Origin of the sequence: Bacillus sp. V59.32b (assembly GCF_003429085.1) — a bacterium.
Lineage (GTDB): Bacteria > Bacillota > Bacilli > Bacillales > DSM-1321 > Peribacillus.
In genome coordinates this window covers 62,833-77,637 of sequence record NZ_QVTC01000029.1, presented here as the reverse complement: position 1 = coordinate 77,637, position 14,805 = coordinate 62,833, and the positions used below count along the sequence as shown (strand labels likewise).

The following is a 14,805-nucleotide window of genomic DNA, read 5'->3' as shown; positions in this document are numbered from 1 at the left end:
ATATATGAGCGAAGCCCCGAATATATGAGCGATAATCCAAATATATGAGCGGTGGCCCAAATATATGAGCGATAATCCAAATATATGAGCGAAGCCCCAAATTGTTGCATCCTTGCGGTTCGTCGTGGCTCAGAACGACGAAGACGTCTTAGTCGTTGTTCCTCTTAATGAAGAGCAGGCCCCGACGTTACACATATCGATGTCGCAGGTCTTAGTTGATGGGCATAACGATCGCCATTCTTACTCTACATTTTGTACGCGGTGGGCAAGTCTGCTTGAAGCAGCTGCAGCGATGGCACCAACGATATCATCCAAAAATGTGTGAACCATTCCGGTGCTTTTGTCATTTAAATATTTCAGGATCCCGGGTTTCTGTTTATCGATATAACCGTAGTTTGTAAAACCAATCGACCCATATACATTCACGATCGAAAGTGCCAGGATTTCGTCGACCCCATATAATCCCTCATCGACTTCAATAATTTTCTGAAGCGGTTGTTCGAGCATCTTTTTCTCAGTCAACATATCAAGCTGGATGCCAGTGAGGATTGCGTTTTGCACTTCTCGCTTTGATAAGACTCTTTCAACATTCTCGATACAGTCCTCCATCTGCAGATTTTCATGGTAACTTTTTTGAAGATACATAACCAAATCCGCAATATCTTGTACCGTTACCCCTCTTTCCGCTAACCATTTTCTTGCCGTTTGTTCGGTCATATTCACGCTTTTTTCTGCCATATTATCACCCGTTTCTGAATAATTCAGTTGGTCTAAGCTATTTCCCAAAAATTTATTGTATTAAAACCGTGTAATGAAATGTTTGTTCAAATAATCATTATTCATTCAGAAATCTGCCATTTCTTCATATATATAAGAGATAGAATACCCAACTATACTTACTTTACACTATTTGAAAGCAGGTGTTTACCCATATGATAGAAGAAATCATTTACGAAAATTACGGAATCCATGTAGAGCGGGAGGAGCAAATAGGACGGTTTCCTTCTTTTCGTTCACAGAATGTACTATATATTATTATACCGCTTGAAAAATTGGAACAGGAAGAATTGGTGGAAAGGCTAAAAATGTCTGAGCATCTGATTCAGCAAGGAGACCGTTATGTTTCATCCTTTATCATGGCAAAACATCAGAGTTATATTTCTGAAGCAGATGACCAAATGTTCCTGCTGCTTGGAAACAACGTCCTTGCAAAGACACGAGATCTACACCTTGGCAGGAAGCTTTCCAAATTTCATGCCAGAGCACGTACTATTGACTATCCGATAAAACAATGCTCGCGAATCGGAAATTGGAAGGTTTTGTGGGAACAGCGGATCGATCAACTCGAAAGAATATGGCGCGACACACTCCAAACACACCCCAATAATCAATTTGAAAAGTATTTCGTAGAAACCTTCCCATACTTTATGGCTCTCGGTGAAAACGCGATCCAATATGTAGTGGATACTGAAATCGACGATAACCCGGGCGAATTGGACGCGGGTACGGTATGTTATGAACGATTTACGAGCGAAGCCTGGGGCGGGACGTATTGCATCAAAAATCCTTTTGACTGGATATTTGACCACGGAAGCAGGGATATCTCGGAGTGGGCCAGGCAGCTTTATTTTTCAAATCCGCAAACGTACCAGCCTGGCCTGCGGCAGTTCGTAAACGAATATCAGAGCGTCCAGCCGCTTACTTCCTTTTACTGCAGGCTTCTCTATGCACGCCTCATCTTCCCAATTCACTATTTTGAAACCATTGAAGGGTATTACAGTAACCCGTCCGAGGCGAGATCACTGCAGCTTGAAGATCAAATTGCTGCTTATACCGAAAAATCGGCTGATTATGAAGAGTTTCTACGAAGCTTTTATGAGGTGGTCGAAATACCTGTTAGGCAAATGAACATACCGATACTGACCTGGCTTTAAGTATGGCAAGAAGCATATGGTCCCCTTTTGTTTGTAATATATTTTGAATTTTATTTCATCTCATTTCATCCTGCATTTTCCTATGTTATGATAATCATAACTTTAACACTGAAAGCATAGAAGGGGTCGCAATGAAGGTGATCGTCCTCCCGCGCCTTAGTAGCTCGACTATTAAAATAAGAAAAGCGATGATGGAGCCTTATTGCGTGGGTGGTTACAGGAAATGAACCACAAACAGTCGCAAATAAAAGATCACAAAAATAAAAAAGCAGAAGAAATGCGAGTACAGGAGGCAGACATGAAGAAAATCACAGGGATGGCAATTATTATACTTTTCCTATTAATCAGCATTTTTAACGGCAAAGCGAGTGCTGCTGTAACACAGCAAAGCAGCTGCAGTAAAACCAGTTTCCAGATACAGATCAAAGTGAGTGCCGACCTTAAAGAGAAGCCGGACGCTAAGGCTAAGACTTTGAAAAAACTGCCAGCAAACCAAAAGCTGGGGGTTATCGAACGCAAAGGCGGGTGGTATACGGTTTGTTATGGAGCCAAGACTGGGTATATCGCCGCAAGCCAGGCGAAAGAGCTTTATAGCTCCCAAGAAAACCTGATGCTTTCAAAGTTTAAAACACGGCTAAGTGTCAAGCAGGTTCTTGCGGTGACGGCGAATAAGCCAACAGATACGAAGGTTACGATCAAAGCCTATGAATTTACATATGGCGAGTGGAGAAGAACGTTTAAACCAATGGCAGGTGTGGTTGGCAAGAGAGGTTTATCGTCCAATAAGGTCGAAGGCGACGGTAAAGCGCCTATGGGTATATTTTCAATGGGAATCGGTTTTGGCAGTCAGGCAAAGCCAGCCGGCATGAAATGGTCATACAAGAAAACCACTAAATATGATTATTGGATTGATGATTACCGATCGAAAGATTATAACAAATGGGTCACATCAAGAAAAGCCCCATCAGTTAGCCATGAGAAAATGAACAACCCGCTCTACAAATACGGTGCGGTGATAAATTACAACAGATACCCGGTCGTTAAGAAAAAAGGCAGCGCGATTTTCTTGCATGTCTGGCGTGGTCCGAACAGCCCAACCGCTGGATGTATAGCAACAGACGAAAGAAATGTCGTCAGCATTTTAAAATGGCTGAACCCGGATAGTAAGCCGCACATCCTTATCAGCACCACTGACCATCTGAAAAAAATAAAATAACGTTAGCAAAGTGCTTTTCCAAAAGGGAAGGGCACTTTTTCTTAATAAATTAATAGAGTGTGCCTGTCACTCTTGATAATTTGCGGATTACACTTTATAATGTCTACTATGTAAAAACAAATGTATATGCAGAAAAAACAGAGGGAGAGGGGAAATTATATGAAAGCCATCTCTATCGGGCTGTTAGGATTAGGTACAGTTGGTTCGGGAGTCGTCAAAATTGTCGAGAGTCATCAAGACAAACTGATGCACCAAATAGGATGCCCTGTAGTCATCAAGAAAATACTTGTAAAAAGCTTATCGAAAGAACGCCAGGTGGCTGTTGATCCCAGTATGCTTACAACGAATCCGGACGATGTTATTAATGATCCGGAAATCGACGTAGTGATAGAGGTCATGGGTGGCATAGAAGAAACTCGCAGCCTGCTGTTGAATTCAGTCAGAAATAAAAAACACGTCGTGACAGCCAATAAAGATTTGATGGCCCTTCATGGACCTGAATTATTATCGGAAGCAACTGCGAATCAATGTGACTTGTTTTACGAAGCCAGTGTTGCCGGTGGAATTCCAATTTTAAGAGGTCTGGTAGACGGGCTTGCATCGGATCGGATTACAAAGATGATGGGCATCGTCAATGGCACGACGAACTTTATTTTAACAAAAATGAGCAATAACGGCAGCGCGTACGAAGATGTGCTTAAAGAGGCGCAGGAATTGGGCTATGCGGAAGCAGATCCCACTTCTGACGTTAGCGGAATGGATGCCGCACGTAAAATGTCGATCCTCGCTACCCTTGGCTTTTCCATGAATATAGATTTGGATGATGTGAAGGTAAAGGGCATTACAGAAATCAGTAAGGATGATTTGGATTATAGCCAAAAGCTTGGCTACACGATGAAGTTGATTGGAATAGCCTCACGCTGCGGCGAGAAAGTGGAAGTGAGCGTTCAGCCTACCCTGCTTCCTGAAGATCACCCGCTTGCTTCTGTAAAAGATGAATATAATGCAGTCTATGTCTACGGAGAAGCGGTCGGTGAGACGATGTTCTACGGACCGGGTGCGGGAAGCCTCCCAACGGCTACAGCAATCGTTTCCGATTTAGTGGGAGTTTTAAAGAATATGAGACTGGGAGTGAACGGCAGAAGCGCCGTGGCCCCTCAATACCCGAAAGCAATGAAAGGCCCGGAGGATATCAACGCCAAATTTTTCATCCGCCTGCATGTCAGCGATGAAGTAGGTGTGCTGGCGAACATTACCTCTATTTTCTCGGAGCATGGGGTAAGCTTCGATAAGATCCTTCAGCTTCCGTTAAAGCAGAAGGAATCATCTGAAATTGTACTGGTAACACATCGGGCATCATTATATAACTTCGAAAAAATTATGCAGGAACTAAATGATTATGAAATGATTAAAGAAATAAAAAGTGCATACCGCGTAGAAGGAGAGGGAGCAATATGAGCTGGAGAGGATTAATTCAAGAATATGCATCATTCCTGCCTGTATCGGAAAAAACACCAAAGCTGACGCTGCTAGAAGGAAACACACCATTACTTCCTTGTGATCGGTTATCCGAGGAATTGGGCGTCGAGCTTTATGTTAAATACGAAGGAGCCAATCCGACCGGTTCTTTTAAAGACCGTGGAATGGTAATGGCTGTGGCAAAGGCGATTGAAGAGGGAAGCGATACGATCATTTGCGCATCAACGGGCAATACGTCAGCGGCCGCGGCGGCTTATGCGGCAAGAGCGGGACTTCGCTGTATCGTTGTCATTCCTGAAGGAAAGATCGCAATGGGTAAGCTTGCACAGGCTGTTATGTACGGCGCAGAAATCATCTCGATCGAGGGGAATTTTGATAACGCCTTGCAGATTGTCCGCAACATTAGTGAAAATTCTCCGATCACGCTTGTAAACTCTGTAAATCCATATCGGATTGAAGGACAAAAAACGGCGGCATTTGAGATTTGTGATGTACTTGGCGGAGCACCGGACGTGCTTGTCCTGCCAGTAGGAAATGCCGGAAATATTACTGCCTACTGGAAAGGCTTTAAAGAGTACCATCAGCAAAAAGGAACAGGTCTGCCGCAAATGAGAGGATTTGAAGCGGAAGGCGCCGCTGCGATTGTTCATGACCGTGTCTTTGAAAGTCCAGAAACCATTGCTACAGCTATTCGGATCGGGAATCCAGCAAGCTGGAGATTCGCGGTTGAAGCTGCAGCGCAATCAAATGGAAAAATCGACGAGGTTTCGGATGAAGAAATTTTAGCTGCCTACCGTTTATTGGCCAGCAAGGAAGGAATCTTTGCCGAGCCTGCTTCTTGTGCCTCCATTGCGGGTCTGCAAAAACAGCTGCAGAGCGGTGAAATTAAAAGAGGAAGTAAGGTGGTTGCCGTATTAACTGGCAATGGCTTAAAGGATCCGACGACTGCGGTGGAAACAAGTCTCATTCAGCCTGTTTTGTTGGCGATGGACGAAAAGATCATCATGGAACACTTGCAAGGTGTGGGCCAGTCATGATGAAAGAAGGAGAGATGTATTCCATCACCGTACCGGCAAGCACTGCCAATTTAGGACCGGGCTTTGATTCTATTGGCTTGGCGCTTGGACTTTACCTAAAATTGGAGGTAAGCCTTGCTGAAAAATGGGAGGTCATTCCGCTTACAACGGAATTGGCTGTTTTTCCTTCAAATGAAGACAATTATATCATTTCAGTGGCCAAAAAAGTTGCGGACCATCACGGAAAGGAACTACGGCCGTGCCGCGTGTATGTGTCCAGTGATATCCCGCTTACGAGAGGACTTGGAAGCAGCGCGTCCGCCATTGTGGCCGGCATTGAACTAGCGGACGTGGCCGGAGGTCTTCAATTAACGAGAGAAGAAAAAAACCGGCATGCATCCTCCTTTGAGGGACATCCAGACAATGCGGGTGCCTCTGTATATGGGGGGCTTGTCGTAGGCAGGCATGTTAAAGAGAAAACGGATGTCATTTCATTTCCGCTTGATGAAGTGAAGGTAATTGCCGTCATTCCGGATTATGAACTTCCTACGGAGGAATCAAGAGAAGTATTGCCTGCCACTCTTTCATTTGGAAATGCTGTGCAGGCAAGCGCTGTTTCCAATGTATTGGTTGCGGCGCTGTTATCCAAGCAATGGAAGCTGGCTGGAGAAATGATGAAGAATGATGAATTCCACCAACCATTTCGTTCACATCTCGTCCCTCATTTAGCTAAAGTGGAAGAAATTGCTGAAGAATCAGGTGCATTCGGAACGGTCTTGAGCGGTGCCGGCCCTACGGTAATCAGTTTTGCTTTATGGGATAAGGCAAGCAAGGTAAAGAAGAAACTGGCTGAAGCATTTCCTGAGTTTATTGTACAAGAACTGAAAATCGATAATCATGGAAGCCAGGTTGAAATGCTAACAGAAGAGAAGCTTAAATCGAAAGAAAGAGCATAGCAAAAAAGCTGACTGTGGTGAATGTCCTTCGTAAAGGACGCTTCACATAGTCAGCTTTATTTTCGCAGATAAGAAAGTTTATACTTTCTTATCTGCATAAGGGCAACTACGCCTCTGATTTCGCCTTTCAGGCTCGCCAATCGGCGAGTTTACTTTATATGTTACTCTATTAGAATACTTGTTCAACTTCTTCTACACCTGGAACTTCTTCAAGAAGAGCGCGTTCAATACCGGCTTTTAGCGTGATAGTAGAACTTGGGCAGCTGCCGCATGCTCCAAGCAAACGAAGCTTGACAATTCCATCCTCTACATCCACAAGTTCGCAGTCACCGCCGTCACGAAGAAGAAACGGACGAAGTTTATCCAGCACCTCTTGAACCTGACCAAACATTGCCTGTTCAGACATTGCAATCGACTCCTTTCCTATTCTTTATTATACTGCCATGACTAAAAAAAATTCAACTCAAACTTCTTCTAATGGAATCTTTCTTTTTTTTAGAGCTGGAAATCAGGTACAATAGAAATAAATAAGCAGGAGGGGAAACATGGAGCAAAAAGAGATTGAGATACAAGTATACGGTGCCGAACAAATATGTGCGAGCTGTGTAAATCTGCCATCATCAAAGGAAACATATGAATGGCTTGAGGCAGCCCTCTCCAGGAAATTCCCGGACCAGAATTTTACGATTACCTATATTGACATATTCAATCCCCAAGCGGAACCAAAAAAGCAGGATTTCTCCAAAAGGGTCATAGAAGAAGACTTGTTCTATCCAGTGGTAGTCATTGAGAATGAAATAGTCGGAGAAGGCAATCCGCAGTTAAAAACAATTGTTAAAGAAATGGAAAAGTACGGCTATAAAGGCTAAGAAAAAAGTTTTGAAGAGAGATACTCTTCAAAACTTTTTTAACCTCTATGATACTTATACATCCACAGGATTCCTGATTTTAATAAACGAGCTACTCTTCCAGTAATGGCACGGTCTGCTACAAGGCCAAAGCCGTGTTTTTTGCCAAGCGAGCCCAGCACGCCCTTTAATTTGATAGTCGGAAAGCTTTCAGGGAGCGGTTCGCCTGCCCACTTTTTCAAAAGGACCGTTACGATTTGTTCAGCCTGGCCTTCAGCCAGCTGGGCGCTCGGAGCATGAGAAAGGCTTGCGCAGTCCCCTACTACAAAGACGCTGTCATCCGTCGGAAGGAAATGCTGCGGTGTTAAGATCGCCCTGCCCTGTTTATCCTTTTCAATATTCATATCTCTGACAACTTTATTCGGCTGGATTCCGGCAGTCCAGACAATTACATCACTTGATATCGCTTTGTCATGGTTATATAACAGCATTTCTTCAACCTTGGTAATATTTGAATTTGGAACGATGTCAACATTATGTTTGTGAAACCATGATTCAACGTATGTACTTAATCGTTTAGGAAAAGCGGAAAGAATATGATCGCCGCGGTCAAATAATTTAATTTTTAAATCAGGTCGGCTTTCTATCAGTTCACTTGCCAGCTCGACACCGCTCAACCCTGCACCGACGATGGAAACAGTTGATCCTGTCCCAAGATTGTTCAGGGCCTGATAGGTGCGGCGCGATTTATCGATCGTTTGGATGCTGTATGTATAGGTATCAGCGCCCGGAACATTGTGATATTTATCTTCACATCCAAGCCCAATCACCAGGTCATCATATTCGATTGGATCCTGGTCTTTCAGGAGTACTTTTTTATCCTCTAAATCAATAGAGCTGATTTCTCCATATGCGACATTCAATTTCGTATCCTCCGGAAATGCGACCCGGATGTGTTGATCGGAAATCGTTCCCGCTGCTAATGCATAATATTCGGTTTTTAAGCAATGATATGGATTCCGATCAACCAAAGTTATGTTTACATCATCGGGAAGTTGTCCATCCAATAATTTTTCAAGTATTCTCATTCCACCATAACCGCCACCAAGTATGACTAAGTTTCTCATCGTGAATTTCCCCTTTGTTTCTACAGAATAACTTGTTACTAATTTCACTTACCCCATATTGTAGATATTATCGTTACAGCGAAATAAATTACGGCGCCAAGATAACGATATTAAATAGTTAAATAATCATAGTCAAATTCAAATATTGCGATTTTTTAAATCCATACAAAGTATATCGAAATTGTGACAAAATCACAATAATATTGTGAAAATAAAGCGTTTTCCAAAACTTGTTTCGTTGACTGTTTAAAAGAAAAAGGGTAGGATAATCTGTTAGTGATAGAGAGGTGAGAGAATGAACCCAATCATAGAATTTTGCATAAGCAACCTTGCCAGTGGAGCTTATCCGGCTTTGGAACAATTAGAGCGAGATCCCAATTTTGATATTGTAGAATACGGTTGTTTGGGTTATTGCGGAAAATGTGCAGCAAGCTTATATGCTCTTGTTAACGGCGAGCCGGTTACAGGTGATACACCTGAAGAACTTGTCGAAAATATATATAAATATCTCGAAGAAAATCCAATGTTTTAAAGTAAATTCCGACCCTTCAAGCATGTGAAAGGCGTAAAGACGGTTTCCTAATAAAACCAATCTTTTAGAGAAGCTGTCCTCATGGTCAGCTTCTTTTTCAGGTTTTCATTCGCTTATTTCGCAGTTTGTCGATCACGGATTTCCTGCCACCGCTCTCTTGCCATTTCAACGAGCTTCGTCTCCACAGCTTGTTTTTGTTTCTCGATAACCATGGAAAAATATTTTGTTGCCGCAGCAATGTCGCCTATTCTGACCGACAACTCGCCCGTTAAATACAAGAGACGGATTTCCGTGACTTGTGTCCCTTTAAAATCTTCCGTTGAATAGGATTCAAGATATTCCTTCCGAGCGAGCTTTAAAAATCGAATTTCCTGTTCATCCTCTTTCTTTTGACGGTATAGCCAGGCAATCCGCATGTAAATACCAGCCGTAGTGATATGTTTTTCCTTTTTTAACGTTGCACAATAACCGGCCAGTTTATAAGTGTTGAGCGCATCTATGATTGTTCTTTCGCCACTGTAATTGTGCTTCGTCCATTTTGATGTGACCTTTTCCTCTATCTGTTTCTTTGTTCCGGGTGCAAAAGTTTTCGTAAAATCTTCGGAAAACGAAAATCCGCATTCTGGGCAGACGAAAATATTATAAAAGAGCGGATTGGCTTGATCGCTTTCGTATTGTGGACGGAAATCAGTATCGTACTCGGTTACCTTAATAAATTTGGCCCGAAGCTTTTTAGTTGTGAATTTATTTTTACAATAGATGCATTCAACTTTCCGGTCAAATGCAGGCTGTAATTCTTCCAATTCCATCACCCTTTGAAGTAGGTATAATGTGATTCTTTTATCCTGGGAATTTGTCCCTATAAAATAATTATAGCGAACATGTTAATGCTTTTACAGGATTAATTTGGATTGTTTCAGCTTTTAAAATGTATATGAGTTGAGCACCTTCAATTTTTTAGTATATACTAGGGTAGTAAAGAACTTCTCACAATAGAGAGTATTGTCCTGATGGTTTCAAGTGGAAATTTTGCACTTTCTCAAATTTATTAAGGGAGGGTTTTATATGAATGAAGAGTTACAATTAACGGAAGCGGCAGCTTTTCAAATAAAAGAAATGATGAAGCATAATGGCGAAGAAGGGTCTTTCTTAAGAGTAGCTGTAAAAGGCGGTGGTTGCAGCGGACTTTCTTATGGAATGGGCTTTGAACAGGAAGCAGCTGAACAGGATCAGCTGCTTGAACAGTTCGGTATCCGTATTCTGGTCGATAACCAGGATGCCCCGATTTTGAACGGAATTAAAATTGATTACAAGCAGTCCATGATGGGCGGCGGCTTCACGATTGATAATCCGAACGCGATTGCCTCATGCGGTTGCGGATCGTCCTTCCGTACGGCAGCCAATGCCGGTGCACCGGAAAATTGCTAATAACAAATAAACAGGGGACCCGGCGTAAATGCCAGGGTCCCCTGTTTTGTATGAATGGAGCCGATCTTACAAATGATCCAGGGCTTCTCCTATAGGAACATTGCCGTTTAATATTTCAAACGTTTTATTTTTTGTCGAGTCCAACTCTAGAGACTCAGCCAGGACCGTCGCAACGTCTCCTCTGGTAATTTCCCCTTTATTATTTTCCAGCTTTGTCTGGGCGATGATTTCACCGGTCGGTTCATCATCTGTCAGAAATCCAGGGCGGACGATGGTAAATCCTAAACCACTATTTAGCAGGTGCTCATCAGCGTCGTGCTTTGCCTGGAAATAGTGCTGCATTTCCTTTACACCTTGTTCCGGGTGTTCGGCACCCATGGAACTGAGCATGACAAAATGATTGACATCGTTTTTCTTCGCAGTATCAATCAGTCCAATCGCTCCATTTCTGTCAACGTCGATTGTCTTTTCGGGTCCGGTTTTTGAGCCGGATCCTGCAACGAAAATGACGGCATCGATATCTTTAAAGGCATGGTTGGTGTCTTTTTCAAGGTCTGCCAGTACCGGCACTGCCCCCAGTCCCTTCATTTTTTCGGATTGTTCTTCCTTTCGGATCATTGCTTTAACGGTATGTCCTTTTTGCACTAAAAGATCGACAAGGATTTTGCCTGTTTTTCCGTTTGCCCCAGCTATTAAAATGTTCAAAATGTATCATCCTTTCACGTTCTTTTGCTAAGTTTTTGTTATCACCACTATAGTGTTTGTACCCACTGTTGTTTTTAGTAAACAAAAAAAGGCCTGCAAAGCCAATAATGCTGGCTTATGCAGGCCTTTTTAAATGAGACTTAAAACATGGAAGTACTGTGTAGGGGTTGGACACGTGCTTTAGGGTCGATATATTGCTTCGCGTTATTAACGGCAGTTGGCGCTTCACCGAAACCGGTTGCGATTAACTTTGCCTTCCCATCGTAAGTGCAGATGTCGCCTGCGGCATAGATGCCCGGGATATTTGTTTCCATTTTAGAATTCACCACAATGGAGTTCTTCTGAATTTCAAGGTCCCACTCTTTAATCGGGCCGAGAGAAGAAACGAAGCCGTAGTTAACAATGACTGCGTCCACATCGAGTATTTCTTTTTCCTCCCCGTTGGCGCCTTCTAAAACTACCTGTTTTATTTCATTGCCATCGCCAATGACTTCAGCCGGGACATATGGAGTCTTTATTTCCACCTTGGAATTTTTAAGATTTTCGACACTGTGTTCATGTGCGCGGAATTTATCGCGGCGGTGAACAAGGGTCACTTTTTCTGCAATCGGTTCAAGCATCAGCGCCCAGTCAACCGCTGAGTCTCCACCGCCGAAGACAACGACCTTTTGGCCTGAAAATCGATTTAAATCATCAATAAAGTAATGCAGGTTCTTTCCTTCATATTGATGAGCTTCTTCCAATTCAATGCGGCGAGGCTGGAATGCACCGTTGCCTGCAGTGATAATGACAGTTTTTGTATAGTGAATTTCTTTATCAGTCGTAAGCTTAAAAATGCCGTCTGCCTGCTTTTCTAATTTTTCAACAGCCTGTTCAAGAGCAATCGTCGGTTCGAATTTTGCCATTTGTTCTTTAAGGTTGTTAACGAGCTCCTGTGCCCTGACTTTCGGAAAGCCTGCTACATCATATATGTACTTTTCCGGATAGAGCGCAGACAATTGTCCACCTAGCTGTGGAAGACTTTCGATAATCTTAACGGATGCCTGCCGCATTCCCCCATAAAATGCAGTGAATAAGCCAGTTGGGCCTCCGCCTATGATCGTAATATCATATACCTTTTCATTCTCCTTCAATGTAATCCTCCTCAAGTAAAAATTGTTTATTTAATATAATAGCATAAATTGCTGTCGACTAAAGAAAAAAGGCATGGAAAAACAAAGATATTGTGAAAAGTGATTCATTCTTAAGAATATTCCAATAGCTTTTTCTTGTTGCTAATGGATGATAATAACTCCTATTTTCGTTACAGGACTTCACTCTTAACGTTTATTTAACAAATAAATGGTTGTAAACATGATTTTTACCTGAAAAAAGCGTTTTCAGTCTTGAAAAAGAAGATAAAAAGGAATAATATTTATTTAGACATTATTTTGTTAAGATTTTATGCCATTTTTTTGGATTCGTTCGTGAAGTAATTCACAATCAGTACTTTTAGCTTTTTATAATGAAGTTTGTCCTATTGTGAAAACATATAATTATGGAAAGCCACAAAAATTGTAAAGGTGGAAGTGATACCGTGAGAAAGCCGAAAATAGTTATTCTGGGTGCAGGTTACGGTGGTCTAATGACCGCAACGCGCTTACAAAAGTCTTTAGGAGTAAACGAAGCTGAAATCGTATTAGTGAACAAGAATGATTACCATTATGAAACAACTTGGCTGCATGAAGCCTCTGCAGGCACTCTGCAACCCGATCAAGTACGCTACGATATTCGCAGCGTCATTGACAAAAGTAAAGTTGATTTCATTCAAGATACGGCGATAGAAATTAAACCGGCTGAAAAGGTCGTTAAGCTTGGAAACGGCGAAGTTTCTTATGATTACCTTGTAGTGGCTCTTGGCGGGGAATCAGAAACTTTTGGAATTGAGGGGATGAAAGAGTATGCATACTCCATTTCTAACCTAAACTCTGCGCGTCAAATCCGCGGCCATATTGAATATCAATTTGCTACTTATAATACTGAAGAAGTAAAGAAAGATGAGCGTTTGACAATTGTTGTCGGCGGTGCCGGCTTCACAGGAATTGAATTTCTTGGTGAATTGGCGAACCGGATTCCCGAGCTTTGCAAACAATATGATGTCGATTTCCATAAAGTACGTGTCATTTGTGTTGAAGCAGCCCCAAGTGCGCTACCAGGCTTTGATCCAGAGCTTGTAAGCTATGCTGTTTCTCACCTTGAGAAAAAAGGTGTTGAGTTTAGAATCGGCACTGCCATCAAGGGCTGTACACCTGAAGGAATCATTGTGGCCAAAGGGGAAAATGAAGTGGAAGAAATTAAAGCCGGTACTGTTGTATGGGCTGCGGGCATCCGCGGTAATTCGATCATCGAGGCTTCCGACATCGAGGCTATGCGTGGCCGTGTCAAAGTCAATCCTGATCTTCGCGCACCAGGGCATGATAATATCTTTATTATCGGGGATTGCAGCTTGATCATCAACGAGGAAATTAACCGTCCATATCCACCTACTGCACAAATTGCGATGCAACAAGGAGAAGTCGTCGCGAAGAACCTTACAGCTTTAGTGCGTAACGAGGAAAACCTGGAAGCATTTACTCCTGATATTAAAGGTACGGTATGCTCGCTAGGTGAAGACGATGCCATCGGTGTTGCGTTCGGCAAGAAAATGACAGGAAAGAAAGCTTCATTCATGAAGAAAATGATCGATAACCGCGCTCTTTATATGATTGGCGGACCGTCAATGGTTATCAAAAAAGGGAAATTCAATATTTTATAATATTAAATCATGAACGACTGCCGGGGATTATTCCTTGGCAGTTTTTTAATTTTATGCGTATGAATGTTTACTTAGTTGAATCAATTTCATAATTCCTTTTTATAAAGAAACACAGACCAACTGAATATTAATTACTTAAAAATTTTCTTAAGGTTGTACCTGTTGAAATTGGCTGTTGATTTCCGCTACAGGCGGACGCTTTCCGCGGGCGGTCCGCGAGCCTCCTCGTTGCTTCGCTCCTGCGGGGTCTCACCTGGCCACGCTTTCCCGCAGGACGTTGAATCATCATCCATGAATAGTCACCGCACGAGAAAATGCGTATGCATTTTCGAGGAGTCGCCGCCTGCAGCGAAAAGAAACCCGTTTGGAAATCAGGAGTGAGTACTAACACAGCGTATATTTTGTTAACTTAACTGAGCATGGATACAAATGAAGCATTATAAATGAACGTAACGATGTCAAAATGGACCTTGGTGGTAACTTACTCATTTCGACATTTTGGGGAGGTGCTCCTTTTTTGCGTTTCAGAACCATTGGGGCTCTAAGAGTGAAATTTATGAAATTGATTCAGTTAATGAATAATTGCGCGAGAAAGAACACGCTCGCTGATGCTCGGACAACTACTTTCTTTTAAGTAAGAAACCATGAGGGGACCCTTTTAGACGGCTTGAATCCGGGAAACCAGTTTGTTTATATGACATATAAAAGTATTTGCAATTTTCAGTAAACTGGATAAAAATAAAGCTAATAGAAGAAAATGATATATGTAT

14 protein-coding genes and 1 pseudogene are annotated in these 14,805 nt (G+C 42.4%); 9 read left to right on the top strand and 6 right to left on the bottom strand.

Going from position 1 to position 14,805, the window contains the following annotated elements; all coding sequences use genetic code 11:
* Positions 1–240 precede the first annotated feature (240 nt).
* The gene (locus D0463_RS07995) at positions 241–738 is read right to left on the bottom strand and encodes a phosphatidylglycerophosphatase A family protein (protein WP_117306873.1); all 498 of its coding nucleotides are present in this window, start codon (positions 736–738) and stop codon (positions 241–243) included.
* A gap of 194 nt (positions 739–932) precedes the next feature.
* On the opposite strand from D0463_RS07995, the gene yutH reads away from it, so the two are divergent.
* From yutH to thrB, 5 genes are all read left to right on the top strand, one after another.
* A complete protein-coding gene (yutH, locus tag D0463_RS07990; RefSeq protein ID WP_117306872.1) occupies positions 933–1,934 on the top strand; it encodes a spore coat putative kinase YutH in 1,002 nt (333 codons plus the stop codon).
* A gap of 298 nt (positions 1,935–2,232) precedes the next feature.
* Complete coding sequence (locus tag D0463_RS07985; RefSeq protein WP_254052737.1) at positions 2,233–3,150, top strand: L,D-transpeptidase family protein; 918 nt, start codon at positions 2,233–2,235, stop codon at positions 3,148–3,150.
* A gap of 159 nt (positions 3,151–3,309) precedes the next feature.
* Positions 3,310–4,608, top strand: coding sequence for a homoserine dehydrogenase (locus D0463_RS07980; RefSeq protein ID WP_117306871.1), 1,299 nt, complete (start codon positions 3,310–3,312; stop codon positions 4,606–4,608).
* On the top strand, positions 4,605–5,666 hold the full coding sequence (gene thrC / locus D0463_RS07975; protein ID WP_117306870.1) for a threonine synthase: 1,062 nt from the start codon (positions 4,605–4,607) through the stop codon (positions 5,664–5,666). Before D0463_RS07980 ends, thrC begins: the two co-directional genes overlap by 4 nt.
* Positions 5,666–6,601: a homoserine kinase gene (gene thrB, locus D0463_RS07970; RefSeq protein WP_117306902.1), complete on the top strand. Its 936-nt coding sequence runs from the start codon at positions 5,666–5,668 to the stop codon at positions 6,599–6,601. The genes thrC and thrB overlap by 1 nt, the downstream gene beginning before the upstream one ends.
* 169 nt (positions 6,602–6,770) lie before the next feature.
* On the opposite strand, the pseudogene D0463_RS07965 reads toward thrB, so the two are convergent.
* Positions 6,771–6,992 (bottom strand): annotated as a pseudogene (locus D0463_RS07965) (NifU family protein); the annotation flags it as partial.
* A gap of 154 nt (positions 6,993–7,146) precedes the next feature.
* On the opposite strand from D0463_RS07965, the gene D0463_RS07960 reads away from it, so the two are divergent.
* On the top strand, positions 7,147–7,470 hold the full coding sequence (locus D0463_RS07960; protein ID WP_117306868.1) for a YuzD family protein: 324 nt from the start codon (positions 7,147–7,149) through the stop codon (positions 7,468–7,470).
* 38 nt (positions 7,471–7,508) lie between these two features.
* Here D0463_RS07960 and D0463_RS07955 read toward each other — a convergent pair whose 3' ends face one another.
* Positions 7,509–8,576 (bottom strand): NAD(P)/FAD-dependent oxidoreductase, encoded by a 1,068-nt coding sequence (locus tag D0463_RS07955; RefSeq protein ID WP_117306867.1) that lies wholly within the window; start codon positions 8,574–8,576, stop codon positions 7,509–7,511.
* Between the two features lie 295 nt (positions 8,577–8,871).
* Here D0463_RS07955 and D0463_RS07950 point away from each other — a divergent pair, with 295 nt between their 5' ends.
* Positions 8,872–9,108: a YuzB family protein gene (locus tag D0463_RS07950; RefSeq protein WP_117306866.1), complete on the top strand. Its 237-nt coding sequence runs from the start codon at positions 8,872–8,874 to the stop codon at positions 9,106–9,108.
* 113 nt (positions 9,109–9,221) lie between these two features.
* Here the strand turns inward: D0463_RS07950 and D0463_RS07945 are convergent, their stop codons facing one another.
* Positions 9,222–9,917: a DUF2225 domain-containing protein gene (locus D0463_RS07945; RefSeq protein WP_367946572.1), complete on the bottom strand. Its 696-nt coding sequence runs from the start codon at positions 9,915–9,917 to the stop codon at positions 9,222–9,224.
* Positions 9,918–10,173: 256 nt separating this feature from the next.
* On the opposite strand from D0463_RS07945, the gene D0463_RS07940 reads away from it, so the two are divergent.
* The gene (locus D0463_RS07940) at positions 10,174–10,536 is read left to right on the top strand and encodes a HesB/IscA family protein (RefSeq protein ID WP_117306864.1); all 363 of its coding nucleotides are present in this window, start codon (positions 10,174–10,176) and stop codon (positions 10,534–10,536) included.
* A gap of 66 nt (positions 10,537–10,602) precedes the next feature.
* On the opposite strand, the gene D0463_RS07935 is transcribed toward D0463_RS07940, so the two are convergent.
* Together D0463_RS07935 and D0463_RS07930 are read right to left on the bottom strand one after the other, a co-directional pair.
* Positions 10,603–11,241, bottom strand: coding sequence for an SDR family oxidoreductase (locus tag D0463_RS07935; protein WP_117306863.1), 639 nt, complete (start codon positions 11,239–11,241; stop codon positions 10,603–10,605).
* Between the two features lie 140 nt (positions 11,242–11,381).
* The gene (locus D0463_RS07930) at positions 11,382–12,374 is read right to left on the bottom strand and encodes an NAD(P)/FAD-dependent oxidoreductase (protein WP_117306862.1); all 993 of its coding nucleotides are present in this window, start codon (positions 12,372–12,374) and stop codon (positions 11,382–11,384) included.
* Between the two features lie 443 nt (positions 12,375–12,817).
* Between D0463_RS07930 and D0463_RS07925 the strand changes: the two genes are divergently transcribed.
* Positions 12,818–14,035 carry an NAD(P)/FAD-dependent oxidoreductase gene (locus tag D0463_RS07925; protein ID WP_117306861.1) on the top strand — a complete coding sequence of 406 codons (1,218 nt, stop codon included), beginning with the start codon at positions 12,818–12,820 and terminating at the stop codon, positions 14,033–14,035.
* Positions 14,036–14,805: the final 770 nt, after the last annotated feature.